Origin of the sequence: Chryseobacterium sp. FH2 (assembly GCF_001045455.1) — a bacterium.
Taxonomy (GTDB): Bacteria; Bacteroidota; Bacteroidia; order Flavobacteriales; family Weeksellaceae; genus Chryseobacterium.
Map to the genome: position 1 here is coordinate 70,272 of NZ_LFNE01000012.1, position 21,403 is coordinate 91,674.

The 21,403-nt window shown below is 40.4% G+C and carries 18 protein-coding genes; 16 read left to right on the forward strand and 2 right to left on the reverse strand.

Annotated elements, in window-relative coordinates; genetic code table 11:
• Positions 1 to 11 precede the first annotated feature (11 nt).
• On the forward strand, positions 12 to 1,097 hold the full coding sequence (locus tag ACM39_RS16645; protein ID WP_082140635.1) for an L-dopachrome tautomerase-related protein: 1,086 nt from the start codon (positions 12 to 14) through the stop codon (positions 1,095 to 1,097).
• 37 nt (positions 1,098 to 1,134) lie between these two features.
• Complete coding sequence (locus ACM39_RS16650) at positions 1,135 to 2,076, forward strand: aldo/keto reductase (RefSeq protein WP_228377140.1); 942 nt, start codon at positions 1,135 to 1,137, stop codon at positions 2,074 to 2,076.
• Positions 2,077 to 2,565: 489 nt separating this feature from the next.
• On the opposite strand, the gene ACM39_RS16655 is transcribed toward ACM39_RS16650, so the two are convergent.
• On the reverse strand, positions 2,566 to 3,456 hold the full coding sequence (locus ACM39_RS16655) for a helix-turn-helix domain-containing protein (protein ID WP_082140636.1): 891 nt from the start codon (positions 3,454 to 3,456) through the stop codon (positions 2,566 to 2,568).
• 128 nt (positions 3,457 to 3,584) lie between these two features.
• Here ACM39_RS16655 and ACM39_RS16660 point away from each other — a divergent pair, with 128 nt between their 5' ends.
• From ACM39_RS16660 to ACM39_RS16700, 9 genes are all read left to right on the forward strand, one after another.
• Positions 3,585 to 4,646 carry an efflux RND transporter periplasmic adaptor subunit gene (locus tag ACM39_RS16660; RefSeq protein WP_048512178.1) on the forward strand — a complete coding sequence of 354 codons (1,062 nt, stop codon included), beginning with the start codon at positions 3,585 to 3,587 and terminating at the stop codon, positions 4,644 to 4,646.
• Between the two features lie 8 nt (positions 4,647 to 4,654).
• Positions 4,655 to 7,774 carry an efflux RND transporter permease subunit gene (locus tag ACM39_RS16665; protein ID WP_048512208.1) on the forward strand — a complete coding sequence of 1,040 codons (3,120 nt, stop codon included), beginning with the start codon at positions 4,655 to 4,657 and terminating at the stop codon, positions 7,772 to 7,774.
• Positions 7,775 to 8,069: 295 nt separating this feature from the next.
• Positions 8,070 to 9,416 (forward strand): TolC family protein, encoded by a 1,347-nt coding sequence (locus ACM39_RS16670; RefSeq protein WP_048512179.1) that lies wholly within the window; start codon positions 8,070 to 8,072, stop codon positions 9,414 to 9,416.
• Between the two features lie 61 nt (positions 9,417 to 9,477).
• Positions 9,478 to 10,380, forward strand: coding sequence for a helix-turn-helix domain-containing protein (locus ACM39_RS16675; RefSeq protein ID WP_048512180.1), 903 nt, complete (start codon positions 9,478 to 9,480; stop codon positions 10,378 to 10,380).
• 138 nt (positions 10,381 to 10,518) lie between these two features.
• Positions 10,519 to 11,481 (forward strand): NAD(P)H-dependent flavin oxidoreductase, encoded by a 963-nt coding sequence (locus ACM39_RS16680; RefSeq protein WP_048512181.1) that lies wholly within the window; start codon positions 10,519 to 10,521, stop codon positions 11,479 to 11,481.
• Between the two features lie 263 nt (positions 11,482 to 11,744).
• On the forward strand, positions 11,745 to 12,086 hold the full coding sequence (locus tag ACM39_RS16685) for a DUF4442 domain-containing protein (protein WP_228377141.1): 342 nt from the start codon (positions 11,745 to 11,747) through the stop codon (positions 12,084 to 12,086).
• A 316-nt stretch (positions 12,087 to 12,402) separates the two neighbouring features.
• Positions 12,403 to 13,608: an iron-containing alcohol dehydrogenase gene (locus tag ACM39_RS16690; protein ID WP_048512182.1), complete on the forward strand. Its 1,206-nt coding sequence runs from the start codon at positions 12,403 to 12,405 to the stop codon at positions 13,606 to 13,608.
• Positions 13,609 to 13,851: 243 nt separating this feature from the next.
• Positions 13,852 to 15,219, forward strand: coding sequence for an aldehyde dehydrogenase (locus ACM39_RS16695; protein WP_048512183.1), 1,368 nt, complete (start codon positions 13,852 to 13,854; stop codon positions 15,217 to 15,219).
• 82 nt (positions 15,220 to 15,301) lie between these two features.
• Complete coding sequence (locus ACM39_RS16700) at positions 15,302 to 16,186, forward strand: alpha/beta hydrolase fold domain-containing protein (protein ID WP_048512184.1); 885 nt, start codon at positions 15,302 to 15,304, stop codon at positions 16,184 to 16,186.
• A gap of 354 nt (positions 16,187 to 16,540) precedes the next feature.
• On the opposite strand, the gene ACM39_RS16705 is transcribed toward ACM39_RS16700, so the two are convergent.
• Positions 16,541 to 17,002 (reverse strand): MaoC family dehydratase, encoded by a 462-nt coding sequence (locus ACM39_RS16705; RefSeq protein ID WP_048512185.1) that lies wholly within the window; start codon positions 17,000 to 17,002, stop codon positions 16,541 to 16,543.
• 387 nt (positions 17,003 to 17,389) lie between these two features.
• Here ACM39_RS16705 and ACM39_RS19075 point away from each other — a divergent pair, with 387 nt between their 5' ends.
• The 5 genes from ACM39_RS19075 (at position 17,390) to ACM39_RS16730 (ending at position 21,309) form a co-directional block, all read left to right on the forward strand.
• Positions 17,390 to 17,566, forward strand: coding sequence for a YtxH domain-containing protein (locus tag ACM39_RS19075; protein ID WP_165585130.1), 177 nt, complete (start codon positions 17,390 to 17,392; stop codon positions 17,564 to 17,566).
• Between the two features lie 234 nt (positions 17,567 to 17,800).
• Positions 17,801 to 18,379, forward strand: a complete 579-nt coding sequence (locus ACM39_RS16715; protein WP_048512209.1) for a Crp/Fnr family transcriptional regulator — start codon at positions 17,801 to 17,803, stop codon at positions 18,377 to 18,379.
• A 72-nt stretch (positions 18,380 to 18,451) separates the two neighbouring features.
• The gene (locus tag ACM39_RS16720) at positions 18,452 to 19,366 is read left to right on the forward strand and encodes a DUF4267 domain-containing protein (RefSeq protein ID WP_048512187.1); all 915 of its coding nucleotides are present in this window, start codon (positions 18,452 to 18,454) and stop codon (positions 19,364 to 19,366) included.
• A 145-nt stretch (positions 19,367 to 19,511) separates the two neighbouring features.
• Positions 19,512 to 20,384 carry a helix-turn-helix domain-containing protein gene (locus ACM39_RS16725; protein ID WP_048512188.1) on the forward strand — a complete coding sequence of 291 codons (873 nt, stop codon included), beginning with the start codon at positions 19,512 to 19,514 and terminating at the stop codon, positions 20,382 to 20,384.
• 64 nt (positions 20,385 to 20,448) lie between these two features.
• Positions 20,449 to 21,309: an aldo/keto reductase gene (locus tag ACM39_RS16730; RefSeq protein WP_048512189.1), complete on the forward strand. Its 861-nt coding sequence runs from the start codon at positions 20,449 to 20,451 to the stop codon at positions 21,307 to 21,309.
• Positions 21,310 to 21,403 lie beyond the last annotated feature (94 nt).

The window sequence follows — 21,403 nt, forward strand, 5'->3', positions numbered from 1 at the left end:
AAAATAAAAAAATGATGAGGTCAATAATTGGAATATTGATGTGTTTCGGTCCCTCAGCCATAGCAGTTGCTCAGCAGCGGGCTCCTGAACTAAATGTGGTAGCTACTACCTCGGAACCCAACTGGAACGGCATAGCAGTTTCCAATGATAAAAGGATTTTTGCTGATTTTCCGCGTTGGGAGAAGGGTAACAATCCATCACTTATCGAATTAAAAGACGGAAAAGAGGTTGCCTTTCCAAGTAATGAATGGAACGAATGGCAGCCAGACAAAAAAACCGAAACAGCTTTTGTTTCTCTTAATTCACATTACATCAACCGTAATGACAATCATCTCTGGGTAACGGATGCAGGTGAGGAATTGGGGAAAGATAGAGTAACCGGCGCACCCAAATTGGTTGAAATTAATCTGAACAGCAATAAGGTTGTCAATGTATTTTTATTCGGGGGCCAATATGCTCCAAGTGGTGGACACCTGAACGATATCCGTGTCCTTGGTGATGATGTTTTCATTACAGAATCCGGAACGGGCGCAATCTTGTTGCTGAACCGTAAGACAAGAGAAATCCGCAGGTTACTGGCGAAATTAACATTGACAAAAGCCGACCCGAAAGTACAACTTGTCATTGATGGTTTCCCCTTGCAGGGTAAGGATGGGAAGACACCTTTTATCAATGTTGACCAAATAGAACTTTCAGCAGATGGCAAGATGCTTTTTTCTATGTCGCCGTTCGGTCCTCATCTTTACAAAGTGACGGTGAAAGACCTATTGGATAGAAAGCTCAGCGATGAAGAGCTGGAAAAAAGAATTGCAATAGACCGTAAGGTCAATCCTGTCGGTGGTATTATTATGGACGGTGAAGACAATCTTCATCTTTCAGAAATAGAAAAAAGTGGTATTCGCTGTGAAAGTCCGGATGGCACAACCAAATGGTTCCTCCAAGATTCTCGCCTAGTGTGGCAGGATGCGTATTCCATCACCCCTGACGGTACGTTTTACCTGGTGGTAGCCCAGATCTCCAATATGCCGTTTATGCACAAAGGAAGAGATCTGAGAAAACCGCCTTATTATATTTTTAGTTTTCAAGCTGAAAGCTAAATGATTAATTGAATTCAAATAATTAAAATTTAAGATAATGGAATACAGGTTTTTAGGAGCATCGGGACTGAAAGTACCCGTGCTTAGTTTTGGAACGGCCACTTTTGGTGGTGGCAATGATTTTTTTAAAGCCTGGGGATCTACCCAAGTGGATGAAGCAAAAAAGCTGATTGATATTTGCCTAGAAGCAGGGGTCAATCTGTTCGATACAGCTGACATTTATTCAGACGGGCTTGCAGAAGAAGTTTTGGGAAAAGCGATAGCAGGAAAGCAACGCAGCGAACTGCTTATTTCTACTAAAACGACGTTCACTTTTGGTGACGGACCGAACAACCAGGGATCTTCACGCCACCATATTTTAAACCAGATCGAAGGCAGCCTGAGGCGTCTTGGAACAGATTATATAAATATTTACCATATGCACGGTTTTGATGGCAATACGCCTGTAGAAGAAACATTGAGAACGCTGGACGATCTGGTTGAAAATGGTAAAGTGCGCTATATTGCTGCTTCCAATTTTTCCGGTTGGCATCTGATGAAATCATTGGGGATTTCAGAGAGATACGGATGGAACAGGTATGTTGCTCATCAGGTGTATTACTCGTTGCTCAACAGGGAATACGAATGGGAGCTGATGCCTTTGGGTTTGGACCAGAAAGTAGGATCTATTATCTGGTCGCCATTGGCTGGAGGAAGGCTGGGCGGAAAGTTCAGCAGGAAAAAGGAATTGCCGACATCAGGTCGTGTAGCGGCAGGCGGAAGTCCTGTTCCTATCGAAGTTACAGAGAAGGAACGTCTGTTTAAGATCACGGATGTTTTGGAAGATATAGCCGAAGAAATAGGTAAATCTGTATCGCAGGTAGCGCTGAACTGGTTGCTGCAGCGTCCTATAATTTCAAGCATTATTATCGGTGCGAGAAATGAAGATCAATTAAAACAAAATCTGGGTGCTGTCGGCTGGAATTTGACAACGGAATAAATTAAAAAGCTGGATGAAGCAAGCGATGTTTCGCCCATTTATCCTTACTGGCACCAATGGCAAAATAAATCTTTAAACCCAACACCAAGGTACAGATTTGAGAAGTGAGCGAAATTTGTTAGATAAGACGGCACCATTAATTGAAGGTAGAATCATTACTGTGATCGGCAAAAATGAAACCGGAAAAATGCAACTATTAAATAATCTGCCGTACGATCTTTCACAGAAAAATTAGATGCGTTAAATAAAAAAATATCCTACCTTTAACAAGGTTATTGCAATCTCCTATAGTGTTTTTGATAATTTTACTTTACTTCAAAAAAAATGTAAATCTTAACAAGAAAAAAAATTATTGCATCAGTTGTATTCAGGAAAAATTAAATTCAGGCGGTAAAAAGTTAAACGGTGAATTTGCGTTAGCTGATAGCAAATATACAGAAATTAAACATAAATACTCTTCACATCAATTATATAAAATTATCTTAAAAATCACATTTTTTTATACTCCACAGGTGTCATTCCTGCCAGCTTCTTAAAATAAGTCCCAAAAAAAGACGGTGAAGCAAAATTCATCTCATCAGAGATTTGGGCTACGGAAAGGTCAGAGCTTTTCAGCAGGGCTTTTGCTCCCGTCAGCACCATTTCATCGATCCATTCTCCTGCGGTTTTTCCGCTGATTTCCCTGATGATCTTTGAAAAATATTTAGGACTGAGATAAACCTGATCGGCATAAAACCGCACATTACGTTCGCTTTTATAGTACTGAAAAAGCAAAGACATAAATTTTCTGTAAATAGCTTCGTGGCGGGAATAATTCTGTTCTTTGTGCTGCTCCTGTTCCTCCGAATAACACCTTAATACCTGATAAATAATGGTGTGAAGTAAACTTTTTACGATTTCGGTTCTGTATATCGCCGGTTTTTCATATTCCTTCACAATCAGGTTATGAAGTACCAATAATTCAGAAAACCTTTCATCATCGAGCAGGATACAAGTCCGTTTTTCCACTTCCTGAACAATGGTAGCGAGCTCAGAAACCACATCAATATCTGAAATAAAATCGAAAGAGAAATACAAAAGCTCTACCTGAAGATCTTCACTTTGCTCCAATATCTGGATGACGGAATTCGGAGTAAAAATACCGATCGTTTTTTCACAGACCTCATATTCTGCAAGATTGACATTCAACCTCGCAGTTCCTTTTGTGCATAACGTGAAACCGATATTTTCAATCATCTGCGGATAACTGAAATCATAAGAAAGATCACGAATAAAAATCGGTTCTCTGGAAATGACCAGATCCGAAGTCTGGATGATCACATTCTTCTGCCTGGACATATTCTCTATGGAAACTCGTCCAAAATTGTTCTTTTCACGCATTGATTTATTTCTATTATTATACAAATATAATAAAAAACGACTTTTTGAACATTAACCCCTGCTTATTGATAACATTAGGGGAAACTGATTTATAGACATTTGCATCATAATTAAAACGACTAAAAGTTATGGAACAACTAAAATCAAACATTCTCTGTTTTTTCTGCCTGATCGTGGCAGCAGGTTCTTTTACTTCCTGTAAAGAAAAACAGAAAGAACCCGAAGCAAAATCCGTTGCCGTAGAGGTTCAGAAACTCAGTTATGATAACGGTACTTACAGTCAAGAGTATATCGGTACCATAGAAAGTGAAAATACCGTAGATGTGAGCTTCCTGACTATGGGAACCATCGAACGGATGTATGCGGCAGAAGGACAAAGAGTCTCCAAAGGCCAGCTTTTGGCAAGTCTCAATATGGCTTCGCTGAAAAGCACGCACGATTTGGCTGTCGCTACGTTGAAACAGGCGGAAGATGCTTACAAACGGATGACCGCGATGTACGAAAGCAAAAGTTTACCGGAAATCCAGTACATCGACTACCGTACAAAACTGGAACAGGCAAAAGCCACCGAAGCGATTGCCCGTAAAAACCTGAAAGACGGTAATTTATACGCACCTCAGTCGGGTGTTGTCAGTGTAAGGTATGTAGAGCCGGGAGCGAGTGCAATGCCGGGAACACCTGTGTACCAGCTAATGGACATCGGTTCTGTAAAAATAAAAGTTGCCGTGCCCGAAAATGATATTTCTTCCATTCGTGTGGGCAGTCCGTGCAAACTGAAAGTTTCTGCACTCGGCAATCAGTCATTTAACGGGATTGTCGTAGAAAAAGGCGTTTCCGCAAATCCGATATCGCACACCTATGACATCAAGGTGAAAGTCAACAACAGTGCAGGACAATTAAGACCGGGAATGGTTTGCAAAGCCTATCTGGATGATGATGTTTCCGAAAATGCACAGGGTAAAATCGTTGTTCCGCTAAAAGCTGTACAGGTTGATTATTCCGGAAAGCGTTTCGTATGGCTCAAAGGCAAAGACAACAAAGCGATTTATAAAGAAATAACGATTGGCAAATTGCAAGGAAATGGTGTCGTAGTAGAAAACGGACTTAACGAAGGGGACGAACTGATCACCGACGGTTATCAGAATATCAGCGAAGGTGTATTGCTAACGGCAAAAACTGCCACTAAATAATGTTGGATATGGAAAAGAAAAAAGAACAAACCGGGCTTATAGCATTGGCTATGAAGTACAATAAGATTGTACTGCTGTTGATTTCGACTTTGGTATTGTTCGGTGCTTATGCACTCTACCAGATGCCAAAACAGGAATTCCCTGCTTTTACAATCCGTCAGGGTGTGGTGGTCGGGGTTTATCCTGGTGCTACCTCTGCCGAAGTAGAAGAGCAATTGGCAAAACCATTGGAAAACTTCCTTTTTACGTATAAAGAGGTCAAAAAAGCCAAGACTTATTCCCAATCAAGGGATGGTATTGTCTATGTGTTTGTGGAATTGAACGATGAAGTGAATAACAAGGATGAAGTGTGGTCCAAAATCAAACACGGGCTCAGCACTTTCAAAATGCAGCTGCCGTCAGGTGTATTGGCATTGATTGCCAATGACGATTTCGGAGATACATCGGCTTTGCTGATTGCTTTGGAATCCGATACCAAAACCTACAGGCAGATGGGTGATTATATGGAACAGCTGGAAGGACAGTTGCGTGGCATAGAATCAGTATCTAATTTAAGAAGATACGGTGAACAAAAAGAACAGTTGAGTATCTATGTTGATAAAGAAAAAGTAGCAAGCTACGGCATCAATCTGTATAGTTTGTACCAGACTTTGCTGACAAAAGGAATGATTGCTCCCTCCGGACAGATCGACAACGATGAACTCGTGGTTCCGATACATATTACCCGTCCTTTCGCTTCGGAAACCGACCTGGAAGAACAAATCGTTTATTCCGATCTGCAAGGGAATTACATTCGTCTGAAAGATGTAGCTGAAGTGGTACGTGAATACCCGAAAGCAAGCAGCTATACATTGAGCAACGATAAAAAAGCCCTTATACTATCTACGGAAATGCGTAGCGGCTACAACATCGTGCAGTACGGAAAAGATGTCGAGAAAGTATTGGAAAAATTTGAAAAAACGTTGCCTGATGATGTGAAAATCTATCGTATCGCCGACCAGCCGTTAGTAGTAGATGCTTCGATTACGACCTTTTTGAAAGAGTTGTTGATCGCCATTGCAGCGGTGGTACTGGTAACGGTATGCCTCCTTCCCTTGCGTGTGGCGGGCGTGGCGGCATCGACCATTCCGATCACTATTTTTATTTCGATTGGTTTGATGTTCGCTTTTGGCATTGAACTCAATACGGTTACTTTGGCCGCTTTGGTTGTCGTTCTCGGGATGATCGTGGACAATTCCATCGTTATCGTCGACAGCTATCTCGAAAAATTGGATGAAGGAATTCCCCGTAAACAGGCTTCCATAGAAAGTGCGAAGGAATATTTCAAGGCGATTTTTTCGGCAACGCTGGCAATCGGAATTACGTTCTTTCCGTTTTTGCTGACTTTCAACGGACAGTTATACGATTTCGTGAAAGCTTTTCCCTGGACAATTTTGATTACGCTGTCGATTTCCTTAGCCGTAGCGGTACTGTTCGTACCTTATCTGCAATATGTATTTGTAACCAAAGGGTTGCACAATCCCAACGAAGAGAAAAAGGATAAAAAGCCATCCGTAATGGACAAAATACAATCGGCCTATGATAAACTACTTCATACGGTGATGCGTTATCCGAAATCATTTTTCGCATTCGGAATACTAACGGTGGTTGCCGGAATATGGATGTTCCTTCAAATCCCGATCAAGCTGATGCCGACTGCCGAACGTAATCAGTTTGCCGTAGAAATATTCCTGCCGCAGGCCAGTTCATTGGCACAGACCGAAAACGTAGCCAAAGATTTGGTAGCCGTATTGAAAAAAGACGAAAGGGTAACCTCCATCACGACGTTTATGGGAACGGGATCTCCGAGATTCCATACCACCTATGCCCCGAAAATCGGTGGTTCTAATTTCGCCCAGTTCATTGTCAATACGACTTCTGCCAAAGCAACGATTGAGATTCTGGATGAATACAGTACGAAATATGCGAATCACTATCCCGATGCTTTTGTCAAATTCAGGCAAATGGACTATCAGGCAGGCGTAGATGCCGATGTGGAAGTTCGTCTGACCGGAGACAACATTGCAGACTTGAAAGAGATTGCAGGTAAATTACAATCGGACATCAAACAACTGGATGAACCTATCCGTGTGTACACCAACTACGAAGAAATATTACCGGATATCCGTGTTGCGGTAGATCCGGTAGAATCCAACAGATTGGGTATCAACGAAGGTGTGCTGGGTGTCGGACTGGCTTCCCGGTTTGGAGGTTTGCCGATCACAACGATATGGGAGAATGATTATAATATTCCCGTAGTGCTCAAATCCAAATGGGAAACCAGGGACCCGCAACTTTCCGACGTGGAGAACGAATACATTTCAGGGTTATTTTCGCCCGCTGTTCCTTTGCGTCAGGTAGCCGAAGTGAATACAGGTTGGAACGAAGGACAGATTGTCCGCAGAAACGGTGTGCGTACGCTTTCGGTTTATGCCGATCTCAAAAGAGGAAACCGCCCGGAACCGACACAAAAAGCCGTAGAAGAAATCGTACAGAAATATTCGGATGAACTATCCGCAAAAAATATTACTGTAACCTATGGCGGGTTGCAGGAAAGTAATGCCGAAACCTTGCCTACCATTATTTCGGGATTGTTGATTTCCGTAGCGATCATCTATTTTATCCTGGTTTTCCACTTCCGCAAGATCAAGCTGGCGTCGCTGGTTTTTGCTTCGACCTTGTTCAGCTTCTTCGGGGCAGCAGCAGGATTGTTACTGATGGATATGGAGTTTAGTCTGACTTCAGTACTCGGGTTGGTCAGCCTGATCGGGATCATCGTCCGAAACGGAATCATCATGTATGATTACATCGAAGAACTCCGGCATAAGGAAAATATGCCCGTACTGGAAGCCTGTCTGCACGCAGGAGAACGCAGAATGCGTCCGATATTGCTGACTTCACTGGCCGCTTCGATGGGTGTAATCCCGATGATTATCAGCAAAAGTCCGCTTTGGGCACCGATGGGAACGGTTATCTGTTTCGGTACGCTGATCTCGATGTTCTTTATCCTCACGATGCTGCCACTGATTTATTGGTTGGCTTACAAAAATGAGGATAAGCAAACAGAAGTTGTAGCTGTAGAAGTTTAAAATGAAACATTAATCATTGATAAATAACCATTAAGGAATTAAGAAAATTAAGCCTTAATGAACCTTAACTCCTTAATGGTTCAATATAAAATTAGTCAGAAGAAATAATTCAAAAAATCAATAACCATTAATGGATGAACAGAATTAAGCCTTAATGAATCTTAGCTCCTTAATGGTTCGATGTAAAATTAGTCGGAAGAAATTAATTCAAAAAATCAATAACCATTAATGGATGAATAGAATTAAGCCTTAATGAATCTTAACTCCTTAATGGTTCAATATAAAATTAAAAAAAATGAAAATAAATCACATATACACCATTGCTTTGATGCTCCTGACATCCGTGTCTTACGGACAAACACTAACCTTGGAACAATGCAAACAGCAGGCATTGGAAAATAATAACAACGTAAAAAACAGCCGATTGGAAATTCAGGCTGCGAAGGAAATCCAAAAGGAAGCGTACACCAATTACTTTCCGAAAGTAAGTGCCGGAGCTTTGGGTATGCAGGCAATTGATCCATTATTGGAAATCAATATGGCAGGAGGAAATTTACCGGTTTACGACGGAAATCCCGCTAACCTTGCCAATCCAACCCAGTTTGCCTATATGCCCGGCGTGAATATGGGGCTTTTCAACCAAATGGGACTTGGGTATGTGAATGCGCTGCAGCCGATCTATACCGGTGGGAAAATCAAAACAGGGAATCAATTAGCAGCCTTGAATACATCCGTTAAAGAGAGCCAACAGCAATTATCGGACAAGGAAATATTGATGAAAGCCGAAGAACAGTACTGGCAGGTAGTCGTCTTGCAGGAAAAAGAAAAAACCTTGCAGGCATACAGTGATTTTCTGGACAAACTGCACAAACAGGTCAATAATGCCTACAAAAACGGTTTGATTGTCAAAAACGATCTGTTGAAAGTAGAGATAAAACAAAGCGAACTGAAAGTCAGTAAAATACAATTGGAAAACGGCAAGAAACTTTCGCTGATGCAGCTTTGCCAGACTATCGGACTGGATTATCAATCCGGAATGAATGTGCAGGGCGATCTGAGTTTATTGCAAACTCCTGAATCGTATTACGTTCCCAACGATGAAGCCCTAAAAGTAAGACAGGAATACCAACTATTGGAAAAAATGGTGCAGGCATCCGAACTGGAAACCAAAATGAAAAAAAGCGACTATATGCCTACCGTTGGGGTTGGCGTCAATGGTTATTACCTCGACCAGTTTGAGAGTGGAAACAAAGGTGCTTTTAACGGGATGGTCTATGCGACTGTTTCCATCCCAATATCGGATTGGTGGGGTGGAAAACACAAGCTGAATGAACTGAAATTCAGGGAAGATATGGCGAAAAATACCCAAAAGGAAAACGAAGGATTGCTCAAACTTCAGATGGAAAAAGCCTGGACAGACCTCAATGAAGCACACGACAAAATTCAGCTTTTGGAAGAAACTTTGGCACAGACTGAAGAAAACCTCAAAGTGAATCAGAACAGCTATAACAACGGCTTGATTCAGTTATCGGACTTGCTGGAAGCACAGGCTTTGAAAACAGAAACCGAGGATAAACTCACCGAAGCAAAAAGTACTTACAAAGTGAAAATAGCGGATTACCTGAAAGTAACAGGAAGATAAGTGATAATTAAAACCATTAAGAAGTTAAGATTCATTAAGCCTTAATTTTCTTACTGCCTTAATGGTTCAACAGATAAGTTTAAATACAAAAGACGTGTTAAGAAAAATAAATAATGATTTAAAATTCACTGAAAACATCAGGCTGTTTTCCGAAAAAGAGATGTCCGAAGTAGTCGATACCGGGCATCCGTTCCGTCCGAAAAATTCGGCTGTACTGTTTGTGAAACAAGGTGAATTGCAGATTAAGGAACAGATTACGCCTATCACCATTACCGGAGAATCGTTTTCGTTCATCAACAAAAAATATGTGTACGAAATAGCATCCATAAGCGAGGATATTGAATTGGTTATCTTGACTTATCCGCAGGAATTTCCGGATCGGATCATTCCCCATATAAACAAACAGAAAGTGTACCGCAATCTGGACAAGCAACATCTTTATAATTTTCCCATTACAAACGGTGAATCGGATGTGTTGTGGAAAAACCTTGACGTTATCGGATATTATCTCTCACACCGGCAAGAGGTTGATTATACTACGGAAATTGTGGAAAGCTATTTCACCGGGCTTGCTTATCGTCTTATGGAGATTGTAGATCGCGATAATCAGGAACTGCGTGATAAAATGACACGTACCGAAAAGATCGTGTACGATTTTACCTCCTTGGTTTCGGATTATTATCTGATGAACAAACACGTTTCCTTCTATGCGGATAAGCTGCTCATTTCTGAAAGGCATTTAGGTACTGTAGTAAAACGTGAAACGGGGAAAACGCCCCTTATTATCATCAATGAATTTTTAATCAATGAAGCCAAAGCACAACTGGCGGATTTTTCACTTAGTCTTGCCGAAATAGCCCACAACCTGCGTTTCAGTGACCAGTATTCATTTTCCCATTTCTTTAAGAAACATCTAAAAATAAGTCCTACACGGTATAGAAAAGAAGTTGAACGATTGATATAAATAAAAACGAAGCAGTGGATAGTAAACGTTGTAACTGAAAGTAGTGCAATGATTTATTTTTTTATTTTTGAAACTGAACATCTATTTCTTTTAGATTCATAAACCTGACAGTAAAATCATCCAAATTATTACATAATAATGACCGTAGAAGAATTAAAATCAAGATTGAGTATTCCTGTTATCGCCTCGCCAATGTTTTTGGTTTCCGGGACAAAACTCGTTATCGAATGCTGCAAAAACGGAGTTGCGGGTACCTTCCCTGCACTTAATGGCAGAACAAGCGAACAGTTTGAAGCAATGCTCAAAGAAATCACTTCCGAGCTGGAAAAGTTTGAACAGCAAACAGGAATTAAACCCGCACCATTCGGAGTAAACATTATTGTCAATAAGACCAATCCACGTATCCTTCCCGATCTGGAATTGTGTAAAAAATACAAAGTTCCGATTATCATCACCTCATTAGGTGCAGTAAAGGAAGTGGTAGATTCCGTTCACAGTTATGGCGGACTTGTCTTTCACGACATCATCAAAAAACGCCACGCCGAAAAAGCTGCCGAAGCCGGTGTGGACGGTCTTATCTGTGTTTCCGCAGGTGCAGGCGGGCACGCCGGAACTGCCAGTCCGTTTGCATTGGTTGCCGAAATCAAAAGTTTTTACAGCGGAGTACTATTGCTGGCAGGAAGCCTGAATACAGGTAGTGATGTACTCGCCGCACAAACCATCGGAGCCGATTTTGCCTATATGGGAACCCGTTTTATCGCTACCGCCGAATCTCTTGCACAGCAAGAATACAAGCAGATGGTCGTTGATTCGGATATCGATGATATTATCTATACCGACAGTATTTCGGGTGTAAATGCCAATTTTCTGAAAAAGAGTATCGAAGAACATCACGTCAATACCGATGCCAAAGTACAGGAAGATTTTTCTCAACTGAATAATGAGCACGCAAAAGCCTGGAAAGATATCTGGTCTGCAGGGCAGGGAAGTGCCGGTATTCACACGGTACCGACAGTTGCGGATTTGGTAAAGCAATTGAAGACAGAATACCGTTCAGCATTGGATAAAAACATGAAAATAGCAGGACACTTTAAGCATTAATAGATTAATGACAAGAATACTTAATGAATCTTAATGCCTTAATGGTTTTTATAAGAAATACCAACATAAGCATTAAACCATTAAGAAGTTAAGGAAATTAAGGTCTTTTTCTTAATGGACCTTAATCCCTTAATGGTTAAGAAAAATAAATAAAAAGTTAAACCATTAAGAAGTTAAGGGAATTAAGGTCGTTTTCTTGTCTTATCTTACTGTTAAAATCAAATAAAATTGTCAAATTTCAAAAATCAAATAAATATTATTTTATGAACCAGGAAACCTTTAAACAACTACTCACCACCCAAATTCCTATTGCCTGGATTGCCGGTGTAAGACTTGAAAGCTTCAGCGATAATGAGATGCAAACTTCAGTGGAACTAGATTTCCTGAACCAGAACCCTTTTAAAAGTATGTTCTGGGCAGTAGAAGGTATGGCTGCCGAATTTGCAGGCGGTATGATGTTGCTTTCCAAAATAGAACAGTCCGGAAAAAATATTGCCACATTGGTAATAAAAAACGAAGCCACATTTACGAAAAAAGCAATGGGAAAGATCGTGTTTACCTGCAATCAGGGAGAACAAATAGATGAAGCAATCCGCAGGCTGTAGAAACCAAACAGGGAATTCTTGTACCGCTTACCAGCATAGGAACGGATGAAGCAGGAGACGAGGTGGCCCGTTTTGAATTTACGTGGAGCATCAAACTGCGTAATTCATGATAGCAAGATATTGTGTATTAAGAGCTTCAGTAAAGTTTAATGCCCTTGAGTATTTTGTTGATTGCAAAAATATGTTGTTTAATAAAAACGACTTTCTGAACATTAATACGCTCTAATTGATAATGCTATAACTGTTTGTTTTTTAGAATTTTGTATCGTTAAACAGGGATTGTCCACAAAAACAAAAAAATCTCAAAAATATCATTATGAAAAAATCACTTTATAAACTGTATTATAGGACCTACCAATCGATATTAAGATTGGGTGCTCCTCTGTTGCCTTGGAGAAAGCCAACACTTGTTCAAGGTCCCGGAAGTTTGTCTCAACTTCCAAAAATCATAGCAGATCTGTCTATAAAAAGAGTTCTTATCGTGACTGACAAAGGGCTCATGCAGTTGGGAATGGTAGACCCCTTATTGGAAGGGCTTCAGGCGAAGGGAGTGACTTACACCATCTATGACGGCACGGTACCGAACCCCACCATAGACAATATAGAAGATGCGCTAAAACTTTATCACAGTGGTAATTGCGAGGCCATCGTCGCTTTCGGTGGCGGTTCGCCGATGGACTGTGCCAAGGTTGTAGGAGCCAAGGTTGCCCGCCCGAACAAACCGATCCCGAAGATGAAAGGGCTTATGAAGGTGTTGTTCAAAACACCGACACTTTTTGCCATTCCCACCACTGCCGGAACCGGAAGCGAAACGACTGTGGCCGCCGTGGTTTCCGACAGCCGTACCCACGAGAAATATGCCATCAACGATACGGCACTTATCCCGAGTTATGCGGTTTTGGATCCCGAGCTTACGGTAGGTTTGCCTAAACACGTGACCTCGGTCACAGGAATTGATGCCCTTACCCACGTTGTAGAATCTTATATCGGACAAAGCAGTACAAAAAAAACCAGAGAAGCCGGTTTGAAGGCACTCTCGCTGATACACGCCAACCTGTACGAAGCCTATATCAATCCGACCAATATCGAAGCAAGAGAAAATATGTTAAAGGCTTCCTTCCTGGCAGGTTTTGCCTTTACACGAGCTTACCTGGGTTATGTGCATGCTATTGCGCACACGTTGGGCGGGTTTTACGGCGTACCGCACGGACTGGCGAATGCAGTGGTCATGCCGTATGTCCTCGAATACTATGGTGCTCCGGCACACAAAAAGCTGGCAGAACTCGCAGACCACATCGGAATTACCGGGAAGGATGATGCAGAAAAAGCATCTAAATTCATCGCTTATATAAGAGAATTTAATCAAAAGATGGACATCCCTGACAAGATCAGTTGCATCAAAAAAAGTGACATCCCGAAAATGGTCGACAGAGCATTGGATGAGGGCAATCCGTTTTACCCGGTTCCACGGATATTTTTCAGGGAAGATCTGGAGATCTTATATAACCGTATCAGCGGCTGATCATAATTTGCAATAGACCAATATAATCGTCAATAAGTAAAAAATAATTATGAAAGTGACCTTTTGAACAGTATTAAGCTCCAATTGAAAGCGTTATAAGCTATTGGTTTACATAACTTTGTAGTAGTAACATTAAGAAGTTAAGGATATTAAGGCTTCCTTAATGAATCTAAATTCCTTAATGGTAAAAAAATAAACGAATGATTGAAAAATATTTGAGCAGACATTAAAAAAAAGAAAATCATGGAAAATATTGAAAAAATAGTAACCGACCAAAGAGCTTATTTTTCGAATGAAGCGACCAAGCCCATCGATTTCAGGGTACAACAGCTCAAAAAGCTGAAAAGCCTGTTGAAAGCTCACGAACAGGAAATGATCGAGGGCATCTACCTGGATTTTAAAAAATCCGAATTTGATGCTTATACCAATGAGATTGCACTATTGTACAGCGATATTGATGAGGCGATCCGTAAAATAAAACGTTGGGCAAAAGTTAGAAGGGTAAGCACCAATATGGTCAACTTTCCGGCAAAGAGTTACATCATTCCGGAGCCTTTGGGTGTATCACTGATTATTGGTGCGTGGAACTATCCTTACCAACTGTCGTTCGCACCGATGATCCCCGCTATTGCGGCAGGATGCACGGTCGTGCTGAAACCAAGCGAACTTCCGTCCAACACCAGCCGCATTATGGCAAAGATCATCAATGAAAATTTCGATCCGAAGTACATTGCGGTGGTTGAAGGTGGTGTGTCCGAAACAACAGCCTTGCTGGAGCAGAAATTCGACAAGATTTTCTTTACGGGCAGTGTTCCGATCGGAAAAATTGTCTATCAGGCAGCGGCCAAACACCTTACTCCGGTTACGTTGGAACTGGGTGGCAAAAGTCCGGCATTCATTACGGAGAAAGTCAATATGAAAATGGCAGTCAAGCGATTGGTCTGGGCAAAGTTTCTGAATGCCGGACAAACTTGTATTGCCCCGGATTATATCCTGGTACATCGCTCGGTCAAGCAACAGTTTCTGGACGCGCTGATTGCGGAAATCAATGCTAATGAATTCAGTTTTGAGGCAGGAACGTACACACAGATCATCAACGACAAAAACATGGAACGTGTGGCAGAGTTGATTGATCCTGCAAAAGTGTATCACGGTGGAAAAGTGAATCGGGAAAACCGTTATATTGAGCCAACAGTGATGACCGATGTGGATTTCAATGATAAGGTCATGCAGGAAGAAATCTTCGGCCCGATACTTCCCGTTATCGAATACGACAATCTTTCCGAGGCTATTGGCTGGGTGAAAGATAGGCCACGTCCGCTTTCTTGTTATGTCTTCACCGAAGATAAAGCTATCAAAAATAGGGTATTAAGTGAGATTTCCTTTGGTGGCGGTGCCGTAAACGACGGGATTATGCATATTTCCAATCCAAACCTTCCGTTTGGCGGTGTGGGTGATAGTGGCATAGGTTCGTACCATAGCGAAGCCGGATTTAAGGCGTTCACGCATTACAAATGCATTCTGGACAAACCGACTTGGATTGAATTCCCTTTGAAATACTATCCGCATACGCCTTTCAAGTTTAAATGGATTAAGAGGTTGTTGAGTTAATTTTGATAGAACTATTAAGAAGTTCCTGGTGTTAAAGCTTAACCTTAATGGTTTAAAATTCCCAAAATAAACAGTTCAAATTATGGTAAGCATCAAAAGCAAAATTTTTCAAATACTCCTTCGTTTGGCGAATACGAAAGGAAGTTGGGAGAGAGAAATGCTTTCCGGTCAGATCGACCTGAAAAGTTACAGACCCGAACCGCCTAAATGGTTACGTTATAGACTGCAAGTTGAAACCGAACGAATGAACGGACGGAAGGTATATACTTTGTCGCCAAAGAAAGATATAAGCGATACCGTTGTTCTATTTTTGCATGGTGGCGGATATATCCATCCAGCGGCATTGCAGCATTGGCAATTTGTTCGTGACCTTATTATCAAGAGCAAGTGCACCGTTATTTTTCCCGATTATCCATTAGCGCCAACATTTACCTATAAGGATTCATTTCAAATGATCGAACCGCTGTATAAGAGATTACTCGCTGAGCATGGCGCCAGGAATCTAGTTGTGATGGGCGATTCGGCAGGTGGAGGTTTTTCATTGGCATTGTCACAAAAAATGAAAAACGAAGGTATCGAACCGCCAGCACAGACTATTTTGCTTTCTCCCTGGCTTGATGCCAGCACGTCCAATCCCGATATGAAAGCCATTGATCCGGAAGATGCATTTTTGGGAATAGATGGATTGCAAATGGCAGGAAAAGCTTACGCCTGTGATACGGATGTCAGCAATTACTTGCTAAGCCCGGTCCATGGTACGCTTAAAGGGTTGGGAAAGATCAGCGTTTTCATCGGCACGCATGATATTTTTGTGGCAGATACCAGGAAATTCAGATCCTTATGCGAATCACAAGGCGTGGATATCAACTATTATGAATATGGGGAAATGCCACACGTTTTTATGATCCTTGGTTTTCCAGAATCCAGAAAGGCGATTAATGAGATTGTAAGATTGATTAAGGGCTGAAAAACTCTATGAAACTTGCACAAGATTTAACATAATTCCAATTTAGATGCTTTTTTCGAATTTACGCGTAATAAAATCAAGAGTAAGATACATTAAAAAATATCGAACTTTTGTTCAATTGATATCAGCTATGCCCTGTTTATGACTGCGGAGGAAGACGAGACTATTACCTGGCTTAATACGAAAATCAAACCAGTACATTAAACAGGTACTAAAAGAAAAATATTTTGGTGTATAATTTCAAAAAAGGATAACAAAGGGTAGGGTTGGACTGGAATCCTTGTCGCCAGTGAAAGGGATTCCAGTCCAACCCGTGGATGGCGCAAATGCTGAAAACAGGTAAATAGACGGAGCTTATCTATTGAAGTGATATAGAAATACTACATTACCGATATAAGCTGGTTTTACTTGATTCTTGATGATAAGTTTTGCCCCAATATTGACTTTTACTGTGCCGCGAAGGTTGCAGATGGATTTTGCAGTCGCCTGCAATTGTACCTCATTATCTACGGGAACAGCTTGTCCAAATTTAAAATTTTCTATTCCGTAATTGATTTCCATTGTAACGTTTCTTACATCTGCAATCTGTTTCCATAAGTATGAAATCAGGGATAAGGTCAGGTACCCATGTACAATAGTAGAAGTAAAGGGACCTTTCTCTTCGGCTTTTTTCCTGTCAACATGAATCCATTGATGGTCATGTGTTGCCTTGGCAAAGCGATCGATCTGCTGCTGGTTAATCATATGCCATTTGGAAACCCCTATCAGTTTTCCCTCATAGGCTTTATATTCGTCAAAATTGTTAATAATTACCATATAAACTAGCTTGGTCTGTCAATAACTGATATAGGACAAGTTTAAATAAATAGATGTTAAAATCATAATTTAAAAACTTATAAGTTTGCAAGACATTATAAGTTCAAAAAAATAATATTTGTGCCCTGGAGCGAAGTAGGAAATATTTGAGCGCTTTTTTGTAAATTGTTTTTAAATAAATTAAAGAAAAAATAATCAACAGGTCCAAGTACGGTGAATTGTTCCGAAAATTACCTAAACTTTGTTTTTATTTTGAAAAGTGCTTAGAGCTGCTATGTTAACTGTATTTTTTTTGTTTTTAAATAATTAATTATAAACCACTTAAAATAAAAATACGGTGTGCAATGAGAAAAGTGATAAATCGGGATTAGTACTGGGATTGGTGGTTTGCTCCAGTGGAGAGAAACGAGAAACAAAATTAAGAAAAAATCGAATGATTTAAAAGATCAGCCAAAGAGTAAATATGGAGAACTCTCGGATTCTGTGAAAGAGCAATACGATCATGTTGTGTCAGGTGTCGAAGAGACGTTGAGCAGTGTGGCTATTCCAAAGCTGAAAATGTAAAAGAAAATGCAGAGTCGAAACTGAATGATCGTAAAAAGCAATACTTATTTTCCAAATTATTATAGCTAAAAAAAGTACGTGACCAATCGTTATCCACTTTTGTTTTTTCTAATATCCATACTCTTTTGGATGGCTTTTCTTTGGCTGTTTTTGACAAATGATGATCCATAGAGGTTAACTCTGAATATGGTTTAAAATTTTTTACGACCTTTAAAGCACCAAATGCAGGATAATATGATAGAAATATTGTTAAGGGAGATTGAAAAAGCTGTCCATGTTGAGCCGCATGAAAAAGGACTTATTACCGGGCTATTTCATGAAAAAAAGTATAGGAAAGGTGATTACTTTTTGAAAGAAAGTGATGTGTGCAGACATGTCGGATTTATAATAAGTGGTGTGATGCGCTATTACATTAACGATGATGGAGAGGATAAAACCTACGGATTTGCGAAAGAATCAGATTTTGTATGCAACAATGAAAGTTTTCTTCCACAGCGGCCATCACGACAAATTATCCAGGCGTTGGAGGACTGTACTTTATTGGTTGTAGGATATAATGATCTTCAAACGTTTTATACGTCACTTAAAAATGGCGAGCGTTTCGGGCGGATGGTTATCGAACAGGTTTTTGTCAAGACTTTACGGGGTCTCAATTCTTTCTATACAGATTCGCCGGAGCTCCGTTATGAAAAATTTGTAAAAGAATATCCTGATCTGCTGCAACGTATTCCACAATATTATATTGCCTCCTATGTAGGAGTCAAACCACAATCGCTGAGTCGTATCCGAAGTCGAAACACGAGTAGGAAATGAGTTATTAACCCAGGTGCATGAAATTTGAAAACGGTACAAATAACTTTGTTGTCAACTTAAAAATTAAATATTATGACAACAAGAATTTGTTACAGCATTTCATTTTTGACCGGAATAGCGCTGCTATTTATAGGTCTACGGTTTTTGATTTCACCTATCAATGCTGAACTCGATTATGGAATCTCCACCAAGACGCATGCAGATTATTCCTTTCATTACATCAAAGGTATCCGGGATCTATTTTCAGGGATACTCCTGATACTTTTAGTATTGGCAAAGGAAAGAAAGGCTCTGGCAATCGCACTGCTTGCAGCCACTGTCGTACCTCTTGGTGATTTTATGATTGTAATGGGTGAAAATGGAAGTAATTGGCAACATGGCATAGCACATCTGATTGCTGTAGCTATCTGCATTATAATCGGTCCGATACTTTTTATTCAAAAAAATAAAAAGAGCAGACCTGAGAGCCAAATATCCTACAATTTAATCCAGTCTGCTGCTGATGGAGGACCTACGGTAAGTGAATGCGATTTGCTTGCAGGAGCAAAAACACCATGGCACTACCATACTTTATTTTCTGAAAAGTTTGAAGTCCTGGAGGGTGAACTGGAAGTGGGTAAAGCCGGTAACCTATACCAGCTCAAGGCCGGGGACGAGATTAATATTTTGCCATACGAGAAGCACCTTTTTAACAATAAATCCAAGAACGTGTGTCGGATACGAACAACTATAGAGCCTGGAAATATTCCATTTGAGAAGGCTTCACTAATTCTTCTCGGGCTTGCAAAGGATGGCCTAACCAACAGCAATGGAATTCCTAAAAAGTTTTCAGACCTTGCGTTGTTCATATATCTGAATAACTCCAAGATGACCGGAGTTATGGCTATTGCTGAACCATTTTTAAATCTGGTTGCAAAAATTGTTATACATCGAGGCCGGTTGAAATTTCTTGAGGACAAGTATTGCAAAACATTCAATGCCGGTTAATAAGTGGAAATTGTAATAATAGCCAACAAACAAAATTAATTATTGTCTCCAAAATACTTATATATGCTTAAACTTAATGAACTGCAAGATTTGAAAAAATGCTGAATGTGGCTACATGTCTTGAGTGAAATGTATAAATTTACATATGGATATATTACAAGCAAAGGAACGAAAGGGGCAATTCCGTGTAGCAGAAATAGGGGAAAACAAGTGTACGCTGGAATCTTATAACAGAAGAGATTTTTATAAAATCAGCCTGGTAACAAAAGGCTGGCCCCCTTGCGAGTTGCGTTACGGTGCCTTGGATCCCATTGAGGTTGACAGGCCAGCATTAGTTCTTCTCAATCCGCTTGTTCCTCATTCCTGGGTTGTTTCGGAACGGGAAATTGAATCGGAAGGTTATTTCTGTGTATTCGATTATGATTTTATCAGTCATAATACCGAATTGAACGGATTGTCAAACTTGATTTTTAACAATCAGAAATCTCCTGTTTATTTTCCTAATGAAAAAGAACTGAGTTTCCTTACCGTTCTTTTTGCCAGAATGCGAACTGAGGCCGATCTGTTCTATCCTGATAAGGACAATCTTTTCAGGAGCCATTTAAATCTTCTTTTTCATGAAGCTCTGCAGATACACTCAGATGACAGTAAGATAGAAAAAGGCAGTTCAAGGATTGCCAGTGCCTTTTTTACTATGCTTAGAAAGCAGTTTCCGGTGGACCTGCCCTTACAGCCTATTAAACTGAAAAAGGCTTCTGACTTTGCGGATCTTCTGGCGGTTCATGTTAATCATCTCAATACAGCAGTTACCAAAGCATCGGGAAAATCAACCACGGCCCATATCAATGAGCTTATCTTTGCCGAGGCCAAATCTTTGTTGAGTTATACTACATACAGTGTTGCAGAGATATCAACTGGTCTTGGTTTTGAATATCAGAGTTATTTTACACGGTTTTTCCGAAAGTTTGCAGGACTTACTCCTTCAGAATTTCGAAATACCTTTGAAAAGTATAAATAATACTTTGAAATGTCTTTGTCTTCCAAAAACAATGTGGATAGTTTTGCTTATATAAAAAAATAGTATGGACACATCAATTCAATCAACCTTTTTATTAGGTGGCGACCTTGAAATCAACCGTATGGGATATGGAGCCATGAGGATTACCGCACCAGATCTATTCGGAATGCCCGAAAATCCTCAAAACTCTATCGATGTATTACGAGCTGCTGTGGAATCAGGAGTAAATTTCATAGATACAGCAGATCAATATGGCCCATTTGTTTCTGAGCAATTGATTGCAGAAGCCCTACATCCTTATCGGGAAAATGTTATTATAGGAACAAAGGGGGGACTTGTACGTTTCGGGTCCTGGGCAGATATTAACAATGATGCAAGCCCACAACATCTGCAAGATGCATTGGATGGTAGCTTACGACGGTTAAAACTTGAACGGATCGATCTTTACCAATTGCACCGGATCGATCCTAAAGTTCCTGCTGAAATAAGTTTTGAGTTTCTTGCCGGTGCACAGCAACAGGGAAAGATCAGGCATATTGGTTTATCTGAGGTATCTGTTGACGAAATTAAACAAGCACAGCAGTATTTTAATGTAGTTTCCGTACAAAACCGCTACAGCGTCATGGAACGTCAATGGGAATCTGTACTCGAATATTGTCAGTCACAGGGTATCGCCTTTATTCCATGGTTCCCGATAGGCGGAGGAATGACTCTAATAAAAGATAGACTTCAGAACGTTGCGGACAGGAAAGGGGTGAGTATGCATCAACTTGCGCTCAGCTGGCTCCTAAACCGCGCTGAAAATATCCTTCTTATTCCTGGAACATCAAGTTTAAAGCATCTTAAAGAAAACATAGATTCTCAGAAAATAAAGCTCGATGAGCAAGATCTTAATGAATTGGATACTTTTGCTGAAAATGCATAAAGCCAATAACTTTAGATATTCTTTTAGCCAAGTATGGGGAATTTATGAGAAAAAGGTTTAAATATCTGAAAGATTTTACAAATTAATATTGTTA

Excerpts from the sequence above, each read along its gene's own strand:
- ACM39_RS16645 (WP_082140635.1), top strand. The coding sequence starts at position 12 with ATGATGAGGTCAATAATTGGAATATTGATGTGTTTCGGTCCCTCAGCC.
- ACM39_RS16650 (WP_228377140.1), top strand. The coding sequence starts at position 1,135 with ATGGAATACAGGTTTTTAGGAGCATCGGGACTGAAAGTACCCGTGCTT.
- ACM39_RS16655 (WP_082140636.1), bottom strand. The coding sequence starts at position 3,456 with ATGCGTGAAAAGAACAATTTTGGACGAGTTTCCATAGAGAATATGTCC.
- ACM39_RS16660 (WP_048512178.1), top strand. The coding sequence starts at position 3,585 with ATGGAACAACTAAAATCAAACATTCTCTGTTTTTTCTGCCTGATCGTG.
- ACM39_RS16665 (WP_048512208.1), top strand. The coding sequence starts at position 4,655 with ATGGAAAAGAAAAAAGAACAAACCGGGCTTATAGCATTGGCTATGAAG.
- ACM39_RS16670 (WP_048512179.1), top strand. The coding sequence starts at position 8,070 with ATGAAAATAAATCACATATACACCATTGCTTTGATGCTCCTGACATCC.
- ACM39_RS16675 (WP_048512180.1), top strand. The coding sequence starts at position 9,478 with ATGGTTCAACAGATAAGTTTAAATACAAAAGACGTGTTAAGAAAAATA.
- ACM39_RS16680 (WP_048512181.1), top strand. The coding sequence starts at position 10,519 with ATGACCGTAGAAGAATTAAAATCAAGATTGAGTATTCCTGTTATCGCC.
- ACM39_RS16685 (WP_228377141.1), top strand. The coding sequence starts at position 11,745 with ATGAACCAGGAAACCTTTAAACAACTACTCACCACCCAAATTCCTATT.
- ACM39_RS16690 (WP_048512182.1), top strand. The coding sequence starts at position 12,403 with ATGAAAAAATCACTTTATAAACTGTATTATAGGACCTACCAATCGATA.
- ACM39_RS16695 (WP_048512183.1), top strand. The coding sequence starts at position 13,852 with ATGGAAAATATTGAAAAAATAGTAACCGACCAAAGAGCTTATTTTTCG.
- ACM39_RS16700 (WP_048512184.1), top strand. The coding sequence starts at position 15,302 with ATGGTAAGCATCAAAAGCAAAATTTTTCAAATACTCCTTCGTTTGGCG.
- ACM39_RS16705 (WP_048512185.1), bottom strand. The coding sequence starts at position 17,002 with ATGGTAATTATTAACAATTTTGACGAATATAAAGCCTATGAGGGAAAA.
- ACM39_RS16715 (WP_048512209.1), top strand. The coding sequence starts at position 17,801 with ATGATAGAAATATTGTTAAGGGAGATTGAAAAAGCTGTCCATGTTGAG.
- ACM39_RS16720 (WP_048512187.1), top strand. The coding sequence starts at position 18,452 with ATGACAACAAGAATTTGTTACAGCATTTCATTTTTGACCGGAATAGCG.
- ACM39_RS16725 (WP_048512188.1), top strand. The coding sequence starts at position 19,512 with ATGGATATATTACAAGCAAAGGAACGAAAGGGGCAATTCCGTGTAGCA.
- ACM39_RS16730 (WP_048512189.1), top strand. The coding sequence starts at position 20,449 with ATGGACACATCAATTCAATCAACCTTTTTATTAGGTGGCGACCTTGAA.